This window comes from Psychromonas sp. psych-6C06, assembly GCF_002835465.1.
Lineage (GTDB): Bacteria > Pseudomonadota > Gammaproteobacteria > Enterobacterales > Psychromonadaceae > Psychromonas.
On record NZ_PIZM01000005.1, the window covers coordinates 140,292 to 161,404 of the forward strand.

The 21,113-nt window shown below is 39.0% G+C and carries 17 protein-coding genes; 14 read left to right on the top strand and 3 right to left on the bottom strand.

Annotation, left to right across the window (positions count from 1 at the left end):
• The first annotated feature begins 112 nt into the window (after window positions 1–112).
• The 6 genes from CW745_RS08450 (at window position 113) to groL (ending at window position 7,144) form a co-directional block, all read left to right on the top strand.
• Window positions 113–2,563, top strand: coding sequence for a glycoside hydrolase family 2 protein (locus tag CW745_RS08450; RefSeq protein WP_238596755.1), 2,451 nt, complete (start codon window positions 113–115; stop codon window positions 2,561–2,563).
• Between the two features lie 70 nt (window positions 2,564–2,633).
• Complete coding sequence (locus CW745_RS08455) at window positions 2,634–3,779, top strand: 3-phenylpropionate MFS transporter (protein WP_101108212.1); 1,146 nt, start codon at window positions 2,634–2,636, stop codon at window positions 3,777–3,779.
• 121 nt (window positions 3,780–3,900) lie between these two features.
• Entirely contained in the window at window positions 3,901–4,368 is a 468-nt protein-coding gene (locus tag CW745_RS08460) for an FxsA family protein (RefSeq protein WP_101108213.1), read from the top strand.
• Between the two features lie 168 nt (window positions 4,369–4,536).
• Entirely contained in the window at window positions 4,537–4,782 is a 246-nt protein-coding gene (locus CW745_RS08465) for a DUF1107 family protein (RefSeq protein ID WP_101108214.1), read from the top strand.
• A 279-nt stretch (window positions 4,783–5,061) separates the two neighbouring features.
• Window positions 5,062–5,352: a co-chaperone GroES gene (locus CW745_RS08470; RefSeq protein ID WP_101108215.1), complete on the top strand. Its 291-nt coding sequence runs from the start codon at window positions 5,062–5,064 to the stop codon at window positions 5,350–5,352.
• 151 nt (window positions 5,353–5,503) lie between these two features.
• Window positions 5,504–7,144 carry a chaperonin GroEL gene (gene groL, locus CW745_RS08475; RefSeq protein ID WP_101108216.1) on the top strand — a complete coding sequence of 547 codons (1,641 nt, stop codon included), beginning with the start codon at window positions 5,504–5,506 and terminating at the stop codon, window positions 7,142–7,144.
• A 327-nt stretch (window positions 7,145–7,471) separates the two neighbouring features.
• Here the strand turns inward: groL and CW745_RS08480 are convergent, their stop codons facing one another.
• Both CW745_RS08480 and CW745_RS08485 read right to left on the bottom strand, forming a co-directional pair.
• On the bottom strand, window positions 7,472–8,203 hold the full coding sequence (locus CW745_RS08480; RefSeq protein ID WP_101108217.1) for a hypothetical protein: 732 nt from the start codon (window positions 8,201–8,203) through the stop codon (window positions 7,472–7,474).
• 172 nt (window positions 8,204–8,375) lie between these two features.
• Window positions 8,376–10,103 (bottom strand): AIPR family protein, encoded by a 1,728-nt coding sequence (locus CW745_RS08485; protein ID WP_101108218.1) that lies wholly within the window; start codon window positions 10,101–10,103, stop codon window positions 8,376–8,378.
• A 628-nt stretch (window positions 10,104–10,731) separates the two neighbouring features.
• Between CW745_RS08485 and CW745_RS08490 the strand changes: the two genes are divergently transcribed.
• The 3 genes from CW745_RS08490 to CW745_RS08500 all read left to right on the top strand — a co-directional run bounded on the left by CW745_RS08490 (window position 10,732) and on the right by CW745_RS08500 (window position 13,127).
• The gene (locus CW745_RS08490) at window positions 10,732–12,051 is read left to right on the top strand and encodes a DASH family cryptochrome (RefSeq protein ID WP_101108219.1); all 1,320 of its coding nucleotides are present in this window, start codon (window positions 10,732–10,734) and stop codon (window positions 12,049–12,051) included.
• A 21-nt stretch (window positions 12,052–12,072) separates the two neighbouring features.
• Window positions 12,073–12,234 (top strand): DUF2256 domain-containing protein, encoded by a 162-nt coding sequence (locus CW745_RS08495; RefSeq protein WP_101108248.1) that lies wholly within the window; start codon window positions 12,073–12,075, stop codon window positions 12,232–12,234.
• A gap of 368 nt (window positions 12,235–12,602) precedes the next feature.
• Entirely contained in the window at window positions 12,603–13,127 is a 525-nt protein-coding gene (locus tag CW745_RS08500) for an aggregation factor core (RefSeq protein WP_101108220.1), read from the top strand.
• 973 nt (window positions 13,128–14,100) lie between these two features.
• On the opposite strand, the gene CW745_RS08505 is transcribed toward CW745_RS08500, so the two are convergent.
• Entirely contained in the window at window positions 14,101–15,576 is a 1,476-nt protein-coding gene (locus CW745_RS08505; protein WP_101108221.1) for a sensor domain-containing diguanylate cyclase, read from the bottom strand.
• Between the two features lie 391 nt (window positions 15,577–15,967).
• Between CW745_RS08505 and CW745_RS08510 the strand changes: the two genes are divergently transcribed.
• The 5 genes from CW745_RS08510 to CW745_RS08530 all read left to right on the top strand — a co-directional run bounded on the left by CW745_RS08510 (window position 15,968) and on the right by CW745_RS08530 (window position 21,034).
• Window positions 15,968–16,483 (top strand): TetR/AcrR family transcriptional regulator, encoded by a 516-nt coding sequence (locus CW745_RS08510; protein ID WP_101108222.1) that lies wholly within the window; start codon window positions 15,968–15,970, stop codon window positions 16,481–16,483.
• A 2-nt stretch (window positions 16,484–16,485) separates the two neighbouring features.
• Window positions 16,486–17,535 (top strand): alcohol dehydrogenase family protein, encoded by a 1,050-nt coding sequence (locus CW745_RS08515; protein ID WP_193755568.1) that lies wholly within the window; start codon window positions 16,486–16,488, stop codon window positions 17,533–17,535.
• Between the two features lie 607 nt (window positions 17,536–18,142).
• Window positions 18,143–18,793 (top strand): TetR/AcrR family transcriptional regulator, encoded by a 651-nt coding sequence (locus CW745_RS08520; protein ID WP_101108224.1) that lies wholly within the window; start codon window positions 18,143–18,145, stop codon window positions 18,791–18,793.
• A gap of 35 nt (window positions 18,794–18,828) precedes the next feature.
• Window positions 18,829–19,791 carry an alpha/beta hydrolase gene (locus CW745_RS08525; RefSeq protein WP_193755567.1) on the top strand — a complete coding sequence of 321 codons (963 nt, stop codon included), beginning with the start codon at window positions 18,829–18,831 and terminating at the stop codon, window positions 19,789–19,791.
• A 55-nt stretch (window positions 19,792–19,846) separates the two neighbouring features.
• The gene (locus tag CW745_RS08530) at window positions 19,847–21,034 is read left to right on the top strand and encodes a serine hydrolase domain-containing protein (RefSeq protein ID WP_101108226.1); all 1,188 of its coding nucleotides are present in this window, start codon (window positions 19,847–19,849) and stop codon (window positions 21,032–21,034) included.
• Window positions 21,035–21,113: the final 79 nt, after the last annotated feature.

A 21,113-nucleotide genomic window follows, 5' to 3' on the forward strand; every position in this document is an offset into this window, starting at 1 on the left:
AATCTCATCGGTTTGTTGAATCCTAGCAAGTTAATGCTTTTCGTTTTAAATCTCTCGCCATTGCGCATTTTGCTATTATAAACTGCAATACACCTACTTTTATCCGGAGTAAATGATGAAATTTTCCCTAAATGGCCAATGGCTAGTTGATTGTATTGATGCAACTAATGTGTCGAAAAAAGAGATAAAAAATATGGATATTACCCTGCCTGGTGATATTCATAGTGCACTTATTGAAGCTGGGAAAATGGAAAATCCTTATTGGGCAACCAATGAGCAACAGGTACAGTGGGTAGGTGAGTGTGAATGGTGTTTACACCGTACATTTAAATTAACAGAAGCTCAGTGTGACGTTGCAAGCTTAGATTTATCTATCACCTATTTAGACACCATTGCAGAGGTCAAAATTAATGGGCATGTGGTAGCCAATAGCCAGAATATGTTCATTGCCTTAAATATCAATATTTTGCCCTTTGTTAATGTCGGTGAAAATCACATTGAGATTTTATTAAAACGTGCCGATTTAGCCGCTAAAGCAGAAGCTGAGAAGTTGCCTTTTCCTATTCCTTGGGCGGTCGGTAATAACCAAATTCCACATATGAATACGTTACGTAAAACACAATGTCATGCCGGTTGGGATTGGGGAATTTGCTTACTAGTTGCGGGTGTTTATGGTGATATTAGCCTAACGCCCGTTGCTAAAACCCGTTTGCTCTCAGTACAAACAGAACAAGCTTGGCAGAATAATTGCTGTCAACTGAGTGTGCTGGTTGAGTATGAAAAGCTTACTGCTGATAGTGAAAAGGTTTTAGTGCAATTTGCTGGTCAATCGTTAACGGCCTCGCTTGATGTGACAAATCCACAACAGACATTTTTGTTTAGCATAGAAGATGCTCAACGATGGTGGCCAGCAGGTTATGGCGATGCTTACCTCTATGATTTACATGTTGAGCTAGATGAACAAAGCATCAGTAAAAAAATTGGTTTGCGCGAATTACGTTTAGTGACTGAAAATGACGATATCGGCTCAAGCATGATGTTTGAAGTTAATGGCGTTGTCATTTCTGCAAAAGGAGCAAACTGGATACCACTTGATGCGATGCCGGGGCTTAATACTGATCAGCGTTATCGTGATTTACTTACCGATGCGCATGCCGCTAACATGAATATGATCCGTGTTTGGGGAGGCGGTATTTATGAACACGATATTTTCTATCAGTTATGTGATGAGTTGGGGTTATTAGTTTGGCAGGATCTCATGTTCTCCTGTGCGTTATATCCCTCAACGCCTGATTTTGTGGATAACGTTGTCGCAGAGGTCGACTACCAAGTCAAACGTCTGCGCGATCATAGCTGTATCGCGCTGTGGTGTGGTGATAACGAAGTGATTGGCGCTATAGGTTGGTACCCTGAATCTCGCCAAAATAGAGAGAAGTATGTGGTCAATTATGATCGCCTAAATCGCGCATTAGAGTCTGCTGTACTTAATGCCGATAATACTCGACGTTTTTGGTCTAGTTCACCCTGTAATGGAGAATTGGATTTTGGTGATGCTTGGCATGATGATGATCGTGGTGATATGCACTATTGGGATGTCTGGCATTCCGGAAAGTCGATTGATGCTTACACCAGCGTTAATCCGCGTTTTTGTAGTGAGTTTGGCTTTCAATCATGGCCATCATTACCGACGGTAAAACAGTTTGCACCCGTTGAAGATTGGAATATTACCTCGCCTTCTTTTGAGGGACATCAGAAAAACGGTCGTGGTAACTCAATCATTACAGAGATGTTTACCCGCTATTATCGTTTTCCTAAAAGTTTTGAGCAGATGTTATATCTTAGCCAAGTGCAACAATCGGTCGCGATTAAAACCGCCAGTGAATATTGGCGCGCCATTAAGCCTATTAATCGCGGTATTTTATATTGGCAATTAAATGATTGTTGGCCGGTAAGTTCATGGTCATCAATTGAGTATGATGGTCGCTGGAAACAGTTACATTATCAAACGGCGCGTTTCTTTGCGCCACTGCTAGCTGCCTTTGTTAAATCTGAAAAAGGGCTACGTTTGCAACTGATTAACGATAAGCAAGAAGCTTACGATGTCAGTGGCGAATTAATATGGCAATCATGGGCGGGTGAAGTGTTGCACCAAGAAGCAATTAATGCCTCCGTTGAGGCTGATGGCAATGCCAATATATGGTCATGGCCCGCTGAAAAACTGAGCGGTAGAGAGCAAGATGGCTTCTTCTATATACAGCTTAGTAATGGCGAGTTGTGTATTGATAACACCTACTTTCCTGCTAAAGCTAAGCAGTGTCGTTTTGTCGACCCGCGATTAACTGTGCAAGTATTACAGGGCGAATTAGGCGTTGAAGTGCAATTAACAACACAAAACCCAGCTTTTTTTGTACATTTAGAATATCAGGGAAAAGGGCGTTTTAGCGATTCAAGCTTTACCTTACTCGCTGGTGAAACGCGCATTATTCATTATCTTGGTGATGCTTCTGTTGAAGAAGTAAAAGCAGGGTTAACGATATATGACCTGTACCATAGTTACGCCTAGCCCATTCTATTTATCCGTTTTCATTATCAGGCTAGCATTAAGCTAGCCTTTGTTTTTTAAGGACGCGCATTTGTTTACTCTTTCAGCTAAAACATGGCTCACTACCTACTTTATTAACTTTTATTTTATTTGGGGAGTGTTCCTTCCATTCTGGGGGATCTGGTTAACAGGGCAAGGAGTAACGACTGAGCAGGTTGGGGTGTTATTTTCCATTGGCTTGGTACTACGATTTGTTAGCAGTTTAACGGTGTTGCCAAGGGTTTCAACAGGTAGTGGAACCCTTAAAGTGATTCGCTCGCTAGGTTTTATCACGTTACTGAGTTTTGCTTCGTTATTTTATTTACAAGGTTATGTTTGGTTAGCATCCCTCACTTTATTCATTAATTTTGTGATGGGACCAATGATGCCACTTGGCGATATCGTTGGCAGTCGCTTGGTCAAACAGGTCTCACTTGATTATGGCAAAGTTCGCCTGTGGGGGTCAGCTAGTTTTATTGCAGGGTCTACAACCATTGGCTGGTTGATTGTTGATTTTGGTTTGCAGTCCATTTTAGCGTTAATTGTGGCGACTTCCGTTGTAATGTGGGGGCTTTCATTGGCTAAACTTAGCCCACAACTTGTCGATCAAAACAATGTCCAGTCTGCACCTAAACAATCATTAATTAAGCTTCTCAAAAAACCAGAAGTGCTTTTATTTCTGTTAATTACCGGGATGATTCAAGGAAGTCACGGTGCCTATTATGCGTTTAGTGCTATCTATTGGGATAGCCTTGGTATTGCGGGAAATATTATCGCTTGGTTATGGGTAATTGCGGTACTTGCTGAGATTTTAATTCTCCGTTTCAATGTGCGTTTATTTTCTAAATGGACAATAAAACAGATGTTACTGCTCGGGTTAGTGGGTGGAATCCTTCGATGGTCGGTCATAGCAATGACTGATAATGTTTATCTATTGGCTGTAGTGCAAACACTTCATGGGCTTACATTTGCGGTGACACATCTGGCGGCTATCCGTTACATTAGTAAACAAGAATCATCACAGCTTGTTGCCTATCAAAGCCTCTATTCAGGAGTCGCGCTAGGTTTATTAATGGCGCTATTTACTTTTATATCAGGAATGACTTATGACGCGTTACAAGGAAACTTGTTTTTGTTGTCTACACTCTTATTATTGCCCGTTTTTTTATTAATAAAGCGTTGGCAAGTGATTGGGTGAACTTTCTACTTTTTTGTATGACTAATAGCTAGGAATAATTTTAGCAGAACCCTTGAAGTGGCATAAAATGCCCATATGTTAATTATTATACACGTTGATAAACCTCAAATAAGGAACAATTATGTTCGCTAGATTATTTATTCTTTTTACCACCGTCTCGCTACTTGAAATTTTTGTTTTAGTAAAAGTAGGTGGTGTGTTGGGAGCATTGCCAACTGTTGCTTTAGTGATTGTCACTGCATTAATTGGTTCGGCATTAGTAAGAAGCCAAGGTTTACAACTGGTTGCACAATTACAACAGCGACTCGCAAAGGGCGAAATGCCTGGTCAACAGTTGATTGAAGGTATTATGTTAATCGTTACCGGTGTATTACTAGTAACGCCTGGTTTTGTAACTGACTTGTGTGGGTTGTTGCTACTACAACCCTCAATTCGAGCGACTATTGCAAAGACAATATTAGCAAACGTTAAATTTTCATCGGCAACAATGGGAGGAGGGTTCTCGCAACATAACTCAGGGTTTTCACAATCTAACATCGATAATGACGTCATTGAGGGTGAGTTTGAACGTAAAGATAATGACAAATAAATTTTTGAGTATTATCACATAAGTAATTGTTTTCTACATTTGAACTGTAAATTAAAAGCATAAATTACTATTTTTACTTGAATTTTACATTGAATTCATTATTTTGTCACAAAGCAACACTATATTGACGCCTCTAGAAATTTTAGTTGAAAGAAAAAGGAAGTATCTGTGGATATTAAAAGTTCAATTACATTAAGAAGCTTTAAAAAGTATCAACCCCGCCAAATAGCAAAATTTGTGAAAGGTTTTTTTAACGGGCGAATTTTTATTGCAGGTTTAGGCCGCTTAAGAGTTATTGAAGGAAAGGTCGTTGCCTACCAACACCAAAAAACTGAAAAAAGCATTCTTATTGTTGTCAGCGAAATTAACAAGATAATTGCAGAGATGTCACAGCGACAATTATCAACCCGATAAGCAAACTTAACTATTTTAATCCGCATTTTTTTATGCGGATTTTTTTTGCCTAAAATAAATTTTTACTCTTGATTATCAATTGTTCATCCCCATCTCTAAGACATCTATATAGATAATTAATAGCAACCCGCATTATTAGAGGGCTTTTTGCTAAACAGAAGTCGTTAATAATTATTCGCGTCACCGAGCTCAACGTGAATGAAAATGATCTTTCTGAGCGAATAAGCGCATTTTAAAGCGGGTTGATATAACTCCCGGATAATTTTTTAAGGAATCACAATGACTATTCGTCCATTACATGATCGCATTATTTTAAAACGTACCGAGCAAGAAACTAAATCTGCTGGTGGCATTGTATTAACTGGTAGCGCAGCTGAAAAATCAACGCGTGGTGAGGTTATTGCCGTGGGTAATGGCCGTGTTTTAGACAACGGCGAAGTTCGCCCACTTGAAGTAAAAGTAGGCGATACAGTTATCTTTAGCGAAGGTTACGGACTTAAAACTGAAAAAATCGATGGCCAAGAAGTGCTGATTTTAAGTGAAAGTGACATTCTAGCGATTGTTGAATAAGGATTGGCTTCAACATTACTTGCGATTTTGTTTTTAAAATAGCCAGTTATTTAAGGCTTTTTGGAAACAATTTATCGAAAGTTATTTTGTAACGATCCCTAACCTCGACCGATTTAATGACTCTCTATAAAAATTTATTAAGGAAATAAACATGTCTGCAAAAGAAGTAAAATTTGGTAATGACTCTCGTCTAAAAATGTTAGCTGGCGTAAATGTGTTAGCTGACGCCGTTAAGGTAACATTGGGTCCTAAAGGCCGTAATGTTGTTATTGATAAAAGCTTTGGCGCACCACATATCACTAAAGATGGTGTGACTGTTGCTAAAGAGATCGAACTTGAAGACAAGTTTGAGAACATGGGCGCACAGATGGTAAAAGAAGTTGCTTCTCAAACCAATGATGCTGCCGGTGACGGAACAACAACTGCAACAGTGCTAGCACAAGCAATCATCTCTGAAGGTCTGAAAGCGGTTGCTGCCGGTATGAACCCAATGGATCTTAAACGTGGTATCGACAAAACAGTGAAGGCTGCCGTTGCTGAACTAAAAACACTTTCAACCCCATGTGCTGATTCAAAAGCTATCACACAAGTAGGTACTATTTCAGCAAACTCTGATACTGAAATCGGTGAAATTATCGCTTCAGCAATGCAGAAAGTAGGTAACGAAGGTGTTATCACTGTTGAAGAAGGTCAAGGTCTAGAAAACGAATTAGACGTGGTTGAAGGTATGCAGTTTGATCGTGGTTACCTATCTCCTTACTTTATGACTAATCAAGAAGCGGGTACGGTTGAACTTGAAAGCCCATTTATTCTTTTAGTTGATAAGAAGATCGGCAATATTCGCGAACTTTTACCAACATTAGAAGCGGTTGCTAAAGCGACTAAACCACTTCTTATCATCGCTGAAGATGTTGAAGGTGAAGCGCTCGCGACACTGGTAGTAAACAACATGCGTGGCATCGTTAAAGTAGCTGCTGTTAAAGCGCCTGGTTTTGGTGATCGCCGTAAAGCGATGTTACAAGATATCGCTATCTTAACGGCGGGTACGGTTATCTCTGAAGAGATCGGTTTAGACCTTGAAAAAGTACAACTTGAAGATCTAGGTCAAGCGAAGCGTGTTGTGATCAGCAAAGATGAAACAACCATCATCGATGGTGTTGGTGAGCAAGAAACAATTAGTGCACGTGTAAGCCAAATTAAGCAACAGATTGAAGCATCAAGCTCTGACTACGACAAAGAGAAACTACAAGAGCGTTCAGCTAAATTAGCTGGCGGTGTTGCGGTAATCAAAGTCGGTGCAGCCACTGAAGTTGAAATGAAAGAGAAGAAAGATCGCGTTGATGATGCGCTTCACGCAACTCGTGCTGCAGTTGAAGAAGGTGTTGTTGCTGGCGGCGGTGTTGCACTAGTGCGTGTTGCTGGTTTGTTAAAAGACCTTAAAGGTGATAACGATGAGCAAAATGTAGGTATTCGTGTTGCACTACGTGCAATGGAAGCGCCACTTCGTCAAATCGTCTCTAACTGTGGTGAAGAAGCGTCTGTTGTTGCTAACAATGTACAGAAAGGCGAAGGTAACTACGGTTACAACGCTGCTACTGGCGAATATGACGATATGTTAGAGATGGGTATCCTAGACCCAACTAAAGTAACACGTAGCGCACTACAGTTTGCCGCTTCTGTTGCAGGCCTGATGATCACTACTGAATGTATGATCACAGACGTTAAAGTTGATGCTCCTGCTGCGCCAATGCCTGATATGGGCGGCATGGGTGGCATGGGCGGTATGATGTAAGCCGTTTAAATATAACGAAAAGCCCCTAAAGCCTTTATTTTAACGCGCTTTTTGTTTTATTGAAAACCTCTAAATGTATGATTTTATTATATAGTTAGAGGTTTTTTTATGTCTGATGTTTAACTTTTAAAGAGAACCCTCTAAAAGGGATACTGTAGATTTAATGATTTATAAATTGTTTGGCTAGCTCTGATTATTTTCGATTAGTTATTCTTCTGAAAGAGAGTTAAACATCAACTTACAATTTATTGTCATTCAAGATTAAAGACCTGACCCACGGTACTCTAACTCGCTATGGGGCACATTGCGCCCTAGAAAGTTTACTTGTTATGTTGCTAGCTCGATCTTTTCTTTTGCATAAATCATACCTTCCATTGTTGTTATAGGCATTTTATCAGCGCTATGCCACATATCGATTTTACCTATGTTGTTACCCACCGTATAAGATTCATCGAGCTCTTGAATAACTGCTTTACACGAAATTTCTTCGATAGTTCTGCAATGATCCGAAATCAAATTTGTAATGTTATAAACGAACTTAAACATGTCAAAACCTAACTCATAGACTTTACCATCTAACTTTAAGCTTGGTTTATTACAGCACATTTCCATATTTGGAAGGATGTCATTTAGGTAGCTAAAGCACTCTGTAATAGTCGCTAGTTCCTTTGAAACAAAGTCCATTTTACGCTTATAGTCTTTCCGGCCTTCGACCACATTATTATCAATAAAAGATTTGACGCTTTTTGCGAATGTTTCTAATGGAATAATGACGTGTTGTGTATGACTCATGATTACATTTTCTTCAACTGTTGCAATAAGACGAACTTCGTCTACATCTCCAACATGATGAAAGTAATTTCTAATCAGTCTCAAAATTTTAAACTCTGGGGAGTTTTTAATATTACAGTCAAACAAATCCTTTAACTTATCAGCTAATGAATGGAGGTTGTTTAAATAGCTATATAGAGTATTTATATCTCTATCTTCAGAATTTCGAAAATCTAGAAGCTCTTGCTGACTATGATAATAGCGATCAATAAATGTATGATTTTTCATAACTCTCCAGTGCGATATAACGGCCGCATTAAGCGGACAAAATATAGATTCACTAGTTTTTTAATATGTAACAAACAATAAACTATTGTTTTGATACATTAGTTTATTGTTGTACTTTTGGTTTTTCAGGTGTAACTCAGTTACACCTAGCCTTTTTTATTAATTCGTTGACTTAAGGAGCAATAACCTTAGCTTTAAAATCGTCAAATATTACGGAATTAATTGCACGGGTTGCTGTAACTAAAGATCGAAATGTATTTACTGCTCTTTCAATCTCTGCTGTGTTTTTTAACCCATTAACTGTTGCAGAATTTAAATGTTCAAAAAATGGAATCACAGCATTTATTACGGGCTCCCAAATTTCCATACTTTGATGTGGCGAAATATTTTTCCCAAATGATATTCGAAATAAATTTGGAACAGATCTTCCTAAAAAAGTCTCTAAACACGCTGCGACTGCATATGTTGATAGATAAATAGCCCCACGTTGACGTAAAAAATCTAGTGTTTTTTCATCACCAATAGTTAAATTAGCCTTATTATGTAGTAGCTTCTTTTTAGATTCGATGACTTTAACGAGTGAATAGCAAGTTACAATATGAGCCGCTTTGGTATTATCATTAAACAACTTGTCATAAGTTTTGTTATTAATCCAAATACCAGCTTTTTTGTTATAGGCCACAATTGGTTCACCATGAAATGCTGCTAACGCTTGACCTACTGAATATGAACCAAGTAAATTTGGTCGTCTTCTAATAACTTCACCTGTACTACCTCTCCTACCTCCCTCGTATTCTGCATTAGGTATGCTTTTAAACTCTTCTTTTAATCTCTTTTGTGTTTTGTCAGTACTTCGAAAGTCAGCCGCTTCAACTTTATTTTGGCTATTGTTATAACGAATTATATTTTCGATTAAATCATGTGAGTCATTGTTTACCGCTATAAACCTTGCTTGAACCATTGCAGAAGGATCGGGTAATTTGCTTAATGAGCCAATGGCTCCTGTTGTTTGAGCTCCATTTACAATGGAAAGCCCTACAATTTTTATTTTCTGTTTGTCGACTTCAAAGCTATGTGTGAGTATTGTTAATCCGTTATTGTATGCCCAGAAGTTTCCAACATCACTTTCAATTGTTCTCCTTATGCCATTATTGATATTAGAGTCAGATGATCGAGCTCCAAGATAGTCACGTACATTTGCTGAGAATATTTTTGTTCGATGCTTTTTAAACAAACGATGAAGATCTCTAGCTTGAATTGCAGTGGAATAAGAAGACCATCCCTCAGATGCTATTTCATATCCATCTAAACAATTTAGCTCAATTTGCTCGTTGATTAAAATTGGGGTCTTACAATCTTCATACCAAGCTTGGAATGTGCTATCGCCGACTTCTTTGTGAGTAATATTTAATTTAATACCTGAATAGTCTTGATCTAAAATAGTTTTAGCTGTTTGCTGAAGAGTAATTAGCTCATTTTCGACATGGTGTGATTCAGGTAAATTATGCACATACCATAAATGGATATTCTTTATCTCACCATTTCTTATTGCTTGCCTTAGGTTAATTGCAGCTGATTTAATCCTATCAGGGACGTCATTAATATCACGTTGAAGTAGCCAAGGAAGTCCAGTATTTAAGTCGCTAGCTTTATTGGAAGGGGCTCCAATTTTGTCTTTAGCTGAATAATAACACTGCCCGATAACTGCGTATTCTTCTTCTGTATTAATGAATACCATGTCTAATTTTTTATCATCAGCCCCATCAGTTATGGCATCAGCTCCAATACTTGCTAAATCGTCCAAACCAAATTTCAAACCTAACGCAAACAACCCTAACGCGTTGTCACTATATTCACTCAAGTCAGTAAGGGCTTCATAAGCGGCTTTCCATGTAGACATACATCACCTATTTGTTGTTGTATTTCAAATGTTTGAACCACTATATCAAAAGTATGTAAATATAGATAAAGGTAATGTTGTTAATGTAATATTTGATATCTAAAAAAACATATTATATTTAGTAATGATCACTGTCTGTAGGTGGCGACTAAACTCAAAGTTGTTGTGGCTAAGTAATATTGGCCACTGATTTATAAGTTTCTAACTCGCTACGGGGGCGAAAGCGAGCGAGTACTTTTGATTATAAGTACGTACCATTTTACGTTCACATTCCCATATTTATGATCATACTTTGCATCTTTTCGATATAAATAAAATGTAGGGGATAAAGGGGGAGATTAGTCATTAGTAAAAGTAACTGGCTATCGGACGTTAGCTTGTATGGCGGGAATAGGCATAAAGTGTGTTGGATTCATTAAACATTAAACAACGGGTCTCATTATTATTTGGGGACCATAATTAACGTCGCCATTATTCTTCAGCCACAAAATCCCCACTAATAATAGATCTTCTGCTCGCGCTTTTTCGTATCAATGATCATCAAGTAAATTGCTCGCATAAAATAAATTAGCATCATAGCAGCGCAACACGGGTTTGCACGACGGACTATGTTAAAGGTGAATAACAGATGAAAAAAGCACTGCATTGGTTTAGTAACGATCTCCGGCTAGAAGATAACAGTACTTTAAGTGCACTCATTGAAAAGGCGGACTGCATTGCTTTTGTCTACGTTATCGACCCGCGTGATTTTAAACCTAATAACTATCATCATCAGCCTATAGGCAAGCATCGTTGGCGTTTAATAAGTGATTCACTCAGACAACTTGATAAGCAGTTACAAAACAAGGGGCATCAACTAACGATTTTACACGGTCATCCGGAAATGCTGATCACTAAACTCGTTACATCGCACCATATTGATTTATTAGGGTACAACAAACCCGTTGGATTACATGAAAGGCAGCGTTGGCAAACTGTTCAACAGGCTGTTGCTTACACTGAATGTATTTCTGAGTCGGATAATACCCTTTTTACAGAAGCTCAGTTAAGTTTAGAAGAAAAGCATTTTACCTCGTTCAGTCAATTTAGAAAAAGGGTAGAAAAGATGGCTATCGAGCCTTTTTTAGCGCGTCCATTGACGACCCTTCCTGCTTGCCTTGAGTTAGCAGAAAATGAGACAACTTCTATCGCTTGGCAGGCCTTAAGCCCCATTTCAGATAATGGTCATATTTTTTCAGGCGGAGAGCTAACTGCTAAAGCCCATCTCAAGCAATATTTTTCAGGCGCATTACCCAGTTCTTATAAGCAAACACGTAATGCGCTGTCAGGGTGGCATAACTCTACTAAAATGAGCCACTTTCTAGCGCTTGGCAATTTATCTGCACGTCAAATTTGGCAACAGCTTAAACACTACGAAAAGCAAATACAAAAAAATGATTCAACCTATTGGATAGGCTTTGAATTGCTTTGGCGTGAGTACTTTCAATATTTAGCGTTAAAGCTAAAGGCACAACTATTTGCTTTTAAAGGCAATGCTTCAACGGCACCGATGACTAGCTTTTTTGCAGAGCGCTTTCAGAAGTGGTGTCAAGGCAATACTCCCTTTGCGTTGGTTAATGCCTGCATGCACGAACTTAATGCAACTGGGTATATTTCAAATCGAGGAAGACAAATCGTTGCTAGTTGTTTAGTTAATGAATTAGGTATTGATTGGCGATTTGGGGCTGCTTATTTCCAGCAACAATTAGTTGATTATGATGTCGCTACTAATTGGGGGAACTGGCAATACATTGCTGGGGTAGGCGCAGATCCGCGAGGTGGCAGGCACTTTAATATCGAAAAGCAAACTGCACAGTTTGACCCTCACAAAGCGTTTATAACGCAATGGCAAGGTGAAGTGAGGCAAAGTGAACTCGATAGCATTGATATAACTGACTGGCCAATATAAGTAATCATGAAGCACAACAACATGAATAATAAAGTGCTACCTGAAAAAATATGTTGCGTCTGCCTAAGGCCTTTCACATGGCGTAAAAAATGGGCAAAAGAGTGGGCCAACGTCAAGTATTGTTCAAAACGTTGCCGTGGTAACCGAGGCAGGCTGAAGTCAAATACAATAGACAACCATTAATACGCGAGTGTGTAGAGCTGAGTTAACAAAGAAGTAATTAGCGATACGCATTAAACTTCAAATGTTTGCCTATTTTGGCTTAGTCTATTTGCGCGATAATTGGTTGGAAAAGTCAATGTATGATGACTTTCTCTCTGTAGATAAATAGAAAAGCAAGATTTGACCCTACTCCCTTCATTTGCAAAAAAGACAAGCTCACCAATGACAACAGAGTACATCAGTGAAAGTTTCTGAGTGTCATGTTTTATCTTCTAGCACATTTTCAGATTGTTACTTACGGTTAATATTGATCTTCAAACCATGATCGCTCGTATTGCTATTTTATAACTTAATATCAATGCAATACTATCAAAGCTAGGGTGAATATTATGTCGAATATCTTATTGTCAGTAGCGTTACTCGTTATGTTGTGCAGCAGCCAATATGCCTATGCTGATATAGAAGTGAAGTTTTTGGAAGGTGCACCAAAAGATAAATTTGTGTTTAAAAATACCAGCGAATGTAATTTACAAAATATTGTTTTGAAAGTGGATCTTTCTAACAGTCAAGGTGGTTTGATATTTGATACAACGGCAACGGGTCAAGGTGTGGAAGTTTTTCAACCCTTTGAAGTCACAGAGGGAGAGTTAGCTTTAACATCTTCAGGAAAAGTGAAAGATGGTGCTAAACACTTATCATTGAATGTTAAATCAATTAATGCAAAGCAGTCAGTAAGTTTTACTATTGATGTTGACGATACTCTGGATAGAAGTGAATTAGGTAATATTAGAGTGTCCGGTAATGAAATAACCAATGCAGCAGTCGACATAAACTTTGACAGTGAAGAGTCAGCTACGGCTGTATTTAATAAACAAGGTAAAGCACTTTTATTGATGCCTCAATGTACTGTTTAAGGCTAAAATCATTCAGCCAACATAAATTTACTAATAGGTTACTCAAAAATAACCTCTGTAGCCTTGGTATTTGTAGGTAAGGTATACATTATCGTTACATAATTGAATGCGACCTGTAAAAGGGGGGATTTTCTATTACTGTCTCAAATCCCCCGGAGGCGGGGTAAGTATCGGTCTCTCCTATACGTTGAGTAGAGGTCAATATTTGGATGTTGAATCATTACTTCATTGCCATTGAGTAGCTGAGTACACTGTTGTAGGCCTTGATAAAACTGGCCATCAATATTGTCTGAGGCTACCTAGCTGTTGATGAGTTCAACGAGTTTGGCTGAATGCTCTCATTGCCGTTGGTAGTGCAATAACATTATCTGCATGGTGGTCTACTTCCCAAGCGCCACTTTTTAACGATTCTTGCCCTTGGTCAAAATATACGAATTGGTATATTTTGCCTCCAAAATTGACACATGCATCAATTGTGTAAGGCTGTGTTACAGACCAAGCTTGGTAGTCTTCGCTTAATGACTGCCAAGCCGACCATGCTTTAGTCGGCAGTTCATTTTTACTCCACCATTTTGCAATATAATTTTTCTGTTGATAGCTGATTTTGCCATCTTTTAAATAGACCGCTTGTTCACCCCAAGCGGGCGCAAGTATTATTTGCTTTGACGACGCTCATAGTTGAGTATTTTGAAGTGGCGACTCAGTAATCATGCTTGTTGCAAACAGTGCACTGCTTGGTAATAATAGTGAAATGTAAATAGCTATCTTATCTAGTTTTTTCATGGATCTTCTTTGAAATATTTCCCAATAATCATCATCATATACTGCTGTATTTACCTGTTTTGATAACAGTCCCATTGCACGTGTTAAGGGGATTATTTGTAAGGTGACTGCTCACAGTTTAATTAATCACTTATTTTATAAGGTTAGGTTGAATGCGAATCTATCTATAAGATATTAAATATGCACTAGTTTAGGCACTGTATTCAAAAGATACCACTCTATTACGTCCGGCAGATTTGGCCGAATACAATGCTTTATCCGCATCAACATAAGCTTTATCGATTGGATTTTCATTAGCTATATCTAATAGTGAAATACCTATACTTATCGTTACATTGTTCCCTTTGGGAAGGAATTCAAAAGGCAGTTTACTCACCGCAATACGAAGTTGTTCTGCACGTTGTGTCGCAGTTTTTAAAGAAGCACCCGATAACAGCACCATAAATTCTTCTCCGCCAAAACGTGAAGCTATGTCTCCTTGACGGGTGTTATCTTGAATAGTCCGGGCAATAGTTTGTAGAACCTTATCACCGATAGGGTGTCCGTAATTATCATTAATCTTCTTAAATTCATCGATGTCCATGATCAAGATAGCAGATACATCTTGTTTTTCATGTAATTTAATAACTTCATGTTCTATAAACTTTGATAGGGATGAACGATTGTGTAAACCAGTGAGAGGGTCTGTGCCCGCTTGATACTCTAGTATGTGTGTTTTTTCATCTACCTGACGTCGAATATAAGTAAGTGCGATAAAAATAACTAAAAATAATACAATTCCGAGAGCACTGCCTAATAAAGCACTGGTTTTCCAGCTTTGATTAATACGGGACTGAATACTTTGAGCTGTTTTTTCTACTACTAACCAAGTATTCCAAGGTTCCATATAGCGCATCCACAACATTGCCTCATCAGTATCAAGTTCATTCACAAGAACTAAACCAGAGTTATCTGTATTGTTTAATACTGCGGTCAAATCGGTTTGCCAGAGTTCGTTTAAATTTCGTTGCTCTGCCAATAACTGCCGATTATTTGCATAGACTAATTGTCCATCTGAGCGCGACAAGTAAACATTTAATCCATCTAGACGACCATAAGCCATAAGCATATTACTGAAGTCTTCACCATTAACTCCAACACCTGTTAGCCCTAAAAAATCACCTTTTTTATCAAAAAGAGGAGTATTAACCCATATATGCAATTCATCTTTTTCTGTGTAATACCATGTATCTATATTTGTAGATTTTAGAGTGTCGCGATAAAGATAATACCAACCATCTCGCTGTACATTTTTTGGATCAAGTTTTACAACACGAGAGTCACTCGAATAGTAGGTTTCAGAGCGATCACTGACCACACTTACATCTGCTAAATCAAAGCGACTGTCCACATTCTTTAAGAACTGACGAAGGGCATCTATGTCTTTTTCGCCAGCTACAATCCAATTTCTTAAGAAATCATCGCGCTGCATTTCGTTGCTGATACGATAATATTCTCCTGCAGTTAGATCGAGGCTTGCTGATAAAGCCATACCAATAGAGGGCAGTTCATGTGTCTGTATAAAGTGCTTAATCCTGCGATTGTCTTGCCATGCATAAAAAATTGTCAGCACCACGAATGTGATAAATACTAGTAAACTTAGCTTTTGAAACAGTTGTGTTTTCAATTTACAGACTCCTAAAATACGATCCTACTAGTAGCTTGGCACCTTAATATTGATATCTGATAATTGTAGCTAATATTCAATAATATTTGCCTATATACAGGTGTTTAAAGCTATAACTACCTTTGTTTCACACTTTTGAGTAAAAGGCATTGTTGTGGCGTTCTGATTCGTTGGGGGCGTGAGCGAGTTTACTTTCTAAGGTGGAAAGAGCACAGAATCCCTCAGCTATTTAGTGATATTTATCTATTAGAGTAATACCACTTAGCTCAGTTTCTCCCCAAAGCAAGCGAGATTTAATGGTACATCCCTATTACCTAACAGAATATATTGACAAGAGTAGAGTAAACATTCTACCCTTTGGTAGAGCAAGTATTCTACCTGTGGAGGGGTTATGCTTAAAGAACAAATTGCCGCCAGTCTTGAAGAGGTGTTTAGTAAATATGGTTTCGCTGAGCCGAGCGTTGCTCAGCTAAAGACCGCGTGTAATGTTAGCCTGCGAACGCTCTATAAACACTACCCATCCAAAGAAGTGATGATAGTCGGTGCGCTGGAGTACCGTCATCAAAGATATCTCGCTTTTCTACTTAACGAGTCACCTTCTCTTGGCGTGGAGTCTGTTTTACATATTTTTAATAAACTGGAGCAATGGATGAAGGAATTTGCACCACACGGCTGCCTTTCGATGAACGCTATTGCGGCATTTCCCGATAATCTGGTGATTAGCAAGGCCGTTAAAGAACACAAAGAAGCAGTTCGCCAGTTCTTAGGTGTGCAAAGCCAGAGGGAAGATCTTTCTACGGCTCTTTTTGTACTGCATGAAGGCGTATCAAGTGCATGGCCGATACTGGGGCGAGATGCGGTAACTTCAGCGCAAAAAGCGCTATTACAACTTTTAAAGGAAAATTAATGATGATGACTATTCCAAAGACGATGAAAGGTGTACAACTTGTCGCTCACGGTGGCCCTGAAGTTCTTCAACACAGAGATGATATTCCTGTCCCAACACCAGCTTCAAATGAAGTGCTAATCCGCGTATCTGCCGCTGGCGTCAACAATACCGATATCAATACAAGGACGGCGTGGTACTCGAAAAATGAAGGCGGTAGCTCTGATGCAACTTGGTCTGGTAATCCCTTAGTTTTTCCTCGTATTCAAGGTGCGGACGTTTGTGGCACTATAGTTGCAGTGGGTGAGAACGTTGCTACAGAGCGTATCGGGGAACGAGTTTTAATTGAACCTTGTCTTAGCGAAGCCAATGGCCAAACACTTAGCTCACCTTGGTACTATGGCTCTGAATGTGATGGAGGATTTGCAGAGTACACTGTGGTTGCTACCAAACATGCCTATGCTGTAAGTAGCTCTCTTTCTGACGTCGAGCTAGCTTCGTTTCCTTGCTCTTATTCAACAGCAGAGAATATGCTTTCACGGGCGGGCGTTACGTCAGTGGACAGAGTGTTAATATCTGGTGCCTCTGGTGGTGTTGGCTCGGCTGCGATTCAGCTTGCCAAGGCTCGTGGTGCGTATGTCCTTGCCATTACTAGCCCAAGCAAAAATCAACAACTGCTAGATCTGGGAGCAGACCAAGTCATATCGCGAGATGCTGACTTAATCGAAACTTTAGGTGAAAATAGTATTGATGTAGTTATCGATCTAGTCGCAGGAAAGCAGTGGCCTGATTTTTTACGATTATTAAAACCAGGTGGTCGATACGCCGTCTCTGGTGCTATTGGTGGGGCCTTGGTTGAGTTGGATGTTAGAACGCTTTATCTAAAAGATTTAAGCTTTTTCGGTTGTACAGTGCTTGGGCCTGAAGTGTTCCAAAACCTAGTTAATTACATCGAGCAAAGTAAAATTAACCCCATCGTGGCGCAAACTTTTCCACTGGAAGAGATAAATACGGCTCAAGACATTTTTTTGAAAAAGGAACACGTAGGAAAAATTGTTCTGAAAGTATTTTAATAATAACAATTAGCTAACGGGTAATAGTGAGTGAATGGCTTTATGTTGCATGTTCAGTTCAGGGGCTATTTTTAACCATGCTCAAGCTTTTTGTTTTGCGATTAAATCAAACAAAAAATTTAATACGCGCCTTTTTCAAAACAAGCATAAGCGCATATTTATAGGTTTCTGAGGCGTTTGGGCTGTTAGCAACTGAGATCCCTAGCTCGATTTGGGAAACAAAATGCCCTAAAAGAGCTAGACTATTTCACTTTAAATTCGTGCCTTAGTTTGTTATGCCACTGCAATGATCTTCAACTACAGAGAGCACTTTATTGGCGCATATGTCTTTGTCCTTTTATACCTAATACCAAACGAAATAAATAGCTGATCTATTTTACTGGTTAAAGAAACTTACTTCTTCGTTGAAATTTTAGCAAAGGAAACAGCCGTTTACGTAAAATTTCGCTTTGAGTTAATTCACTTTCCTGCGAAAAATTTGGTCATGTATTTAATTCGATTGGTCGCAAAAGTCTATCCCTAATATTAACCTTTAAACTTATAGTTGACTTTAACTTTTTACTACTCTAATCTTTAACTTATAGTTGACTATAAGTTTGGAAGATGTATGGCAGTTAATAAGCGTGAAATTAAAACCGCACAAAATAAACAGGCAATTCTCAACAGCCTGTTAATCAGAATGGATTCAGAGGCGTTTGATGCAATCAAAATAAGTGCGCTATGCGCCGATGCTAAGCTTTCTCAGGCAAGTTTCTATAACTATTTTCCGCAGAAAACAGACATACTTATCTATTATATTCAGCTGTGGGCTGTAAAGATGCATTGGCAGATCACCTTGCATCGTCAGTTAACCGGGCTAAGTGCAATCGAAGCGCTATTCAATAGCACAGCAAAAATTTGTGCCACTCAGCCACAGTTAATGGCAGAGATAATCTCATACCAAGCCAAAGCGGGCAGAAACATTCAAATGCGCCCGCTAACTGATGCCGATAAACTGGTTGCTTATCCAGATTATAAAGCCGTAGAAACGGTTAATATCGAAAATTTAAGTGCACTATTGTCTGTGAATATTGAGCAAGCCGTGCGCAGTAATGAGCTTCCCCCATCGAGTGATACAAACAGTTTAATTGTCTCTTTGTGCGCCATCTTTTTTACTGTCCCCATTATGTTTAATCAACGTCCGCTTATTGAAATAGAAGAGGCTTATCAGCAACAGTTGAGCCTATTTCGACATGGCGCGAACAGTAAATTTAGCTAATAGACACCATATATCAGGGCATAAGGATGAAGTCGATGAGAAAAATAATTACTACGCTACTCACTAGCATGAGTCTTGCTGGCTGTATTGAAATGCCAAAAACAGTTGAGCACGATAGTAACCTAACCTTTACGCAGTTAGACGGCTATCGATTTCATACGGTTATTAAAGGGCAATCTCACTCACCCGTGGTCATCATTGTACACGGCGGTCCCGGTGCAGATCATCAATACCTCACCTCGCTAAGCCCACTTTCTAAAACCCATCGGGTTATTTTTTATGATCAACGTGGCAGTGGATTATCGCCTAGGGTTGATAGTTCGCAGTTAACTATCGCGCAAAATATAGCTGATCTTAACCTGTTGGTTGAGCATTTCTCAGCCACAAATAAAGTGAAATTGATTGGTCATTCATGGGGCGCGATGTTGGTCTCGGGGTATATGTCGACTTACCCAGAAAAGGTTTCACACGCAGTCCTAGTTGAACCCGGCATGCTTACGCCGGAGTCTGCTAAAGCATTTATTAATAAGATGAACGAATTTCAGTCTCTCTCAACGTTTTTTTCAGTTGCTAAATATATGTCTGTTTACCCCTTAGTGAAGAAAAACGATGGCAAAGAGGGTTTTGATTACGTCATGACTAAGTTATTAAATCAAAATACTAGCGGTGCACCTTATCAGTGTGAAACCGAGTCTCTACCTGCAAACGCTTTTGTCCGTGGAGGCTATGATGCCTTTAACAGTATGTTAAAACCGGTCATGGAAAATCCTGCATTATTTAGCGATGACCTTACCGATGGTATAAAAAACTATACAGGTCATTTAATGATGATCAGTAGTGAATGCAGTGAGTTTGGTTACGCGTTTCAGGAACAATTTCATCAACCCCAAATGCCTAAGCAGACGATTCACATCAAAGCAAAAAAAATGGGCCATTACATGCTGACGCTCAATCCGCAATGGAGCTTAGTGAAGATTAACCCTTTTTTGGCTAAATAATAGCTAACTGGACTCTGCTTCATATCATCAATGAGTGGGAAATGGGAGTTGTAATGTGAACAGTCAAACCTTGGTAGCAAGTATAAAGTGGCCTTTTATATCATTCATGCTATTGGCTCTTATTAGTTGCACTTTGCTACAAACAGACAAAGAGGTAATAGAGATGGACGATAAAGCGAAGGGGATTCTCAATAACCTTGTGGATGAAAAGAGCCCAGGGATTCAATATATCGTGGTTAATAAAAACGCGACTATTTTTGAGCATACTGTTGGCTTGTCTAATATTAAACAGGCAACACCCCTTAATGCTACGCATACAATGTCAGCTTTCTCGATGACCAAAACATTGACCGCTATTGCTGTATTGCAATTGGTCGAGTCTCACAAAATCAAACTCGACGATCCTGTGGCTGATTATATTGAACACCCATACAGCGAGCATATTTCAATACGCCAATTATTGAGTCATACCGCAGGTATTGGTAACCCCATTCCCCTTAAATGGGTTCACCTTAGCACTGAACATACCAGCTTTGATGAAGCCTCTGCACTGAATAAAGTACTCAGCGACAATCCTGACTTAGAAAGCCAACTAGGCACTGAGTACCGTTATTCTAATATTGGGTATTGGTTGCTTGGAAAGGTTATCGAGCAGGTTAGCGGTCAGTTATATTCTGATTATGTTAATGAGCATATTTTCGATGTTTTAGGGCTTGCTTCCAGTGAAATTGGTTTCTTGGTGGTAGATGAAAATAATCAGGCCAAGGGTTATTTAAAGAGATGGTCGTTGATGAACCTATTTGGACGATTCTTTATCGATGGGAAGCTATTAGGTGAGTATGAGGGCAGTTGGTTACATATTGAAAACGTATATTTAAATGGTCCATCATTTGGAGGTGCAATAGGCTCTGCAACTGCATTTTCTAAAATCCTACAGGACTTATTGTCCGAACAATCCAAGCTACTTAATAAACAATCGAAACAATTACTCTACTCACAGCAGCAAACCGATGCTGGGAAAAATATCGAGATGACACTTGGCTGGCACATCGGCAATTTGAATGGTGTCAGATATTATTTTAAAGAAGGTGGTGGCGCTGGTTTTCGTTCTGAAATGCGTATTTACCCTAGTAATGGGATAGCATCAGTCATCATGGCTAATAAAACGTCACTTGATTCGCGAAAAATTTTGAGTGAGCTTGATAGTTACTACCTTGAAAATCATGACTCATGTTGTGGCTAAGGAATACTAGCAAATTCAAGCTTAAAAAGCGGACCAGAGCTAATTGATAGCTCTCCACTTTAGCGTCAAGTTGCTTATC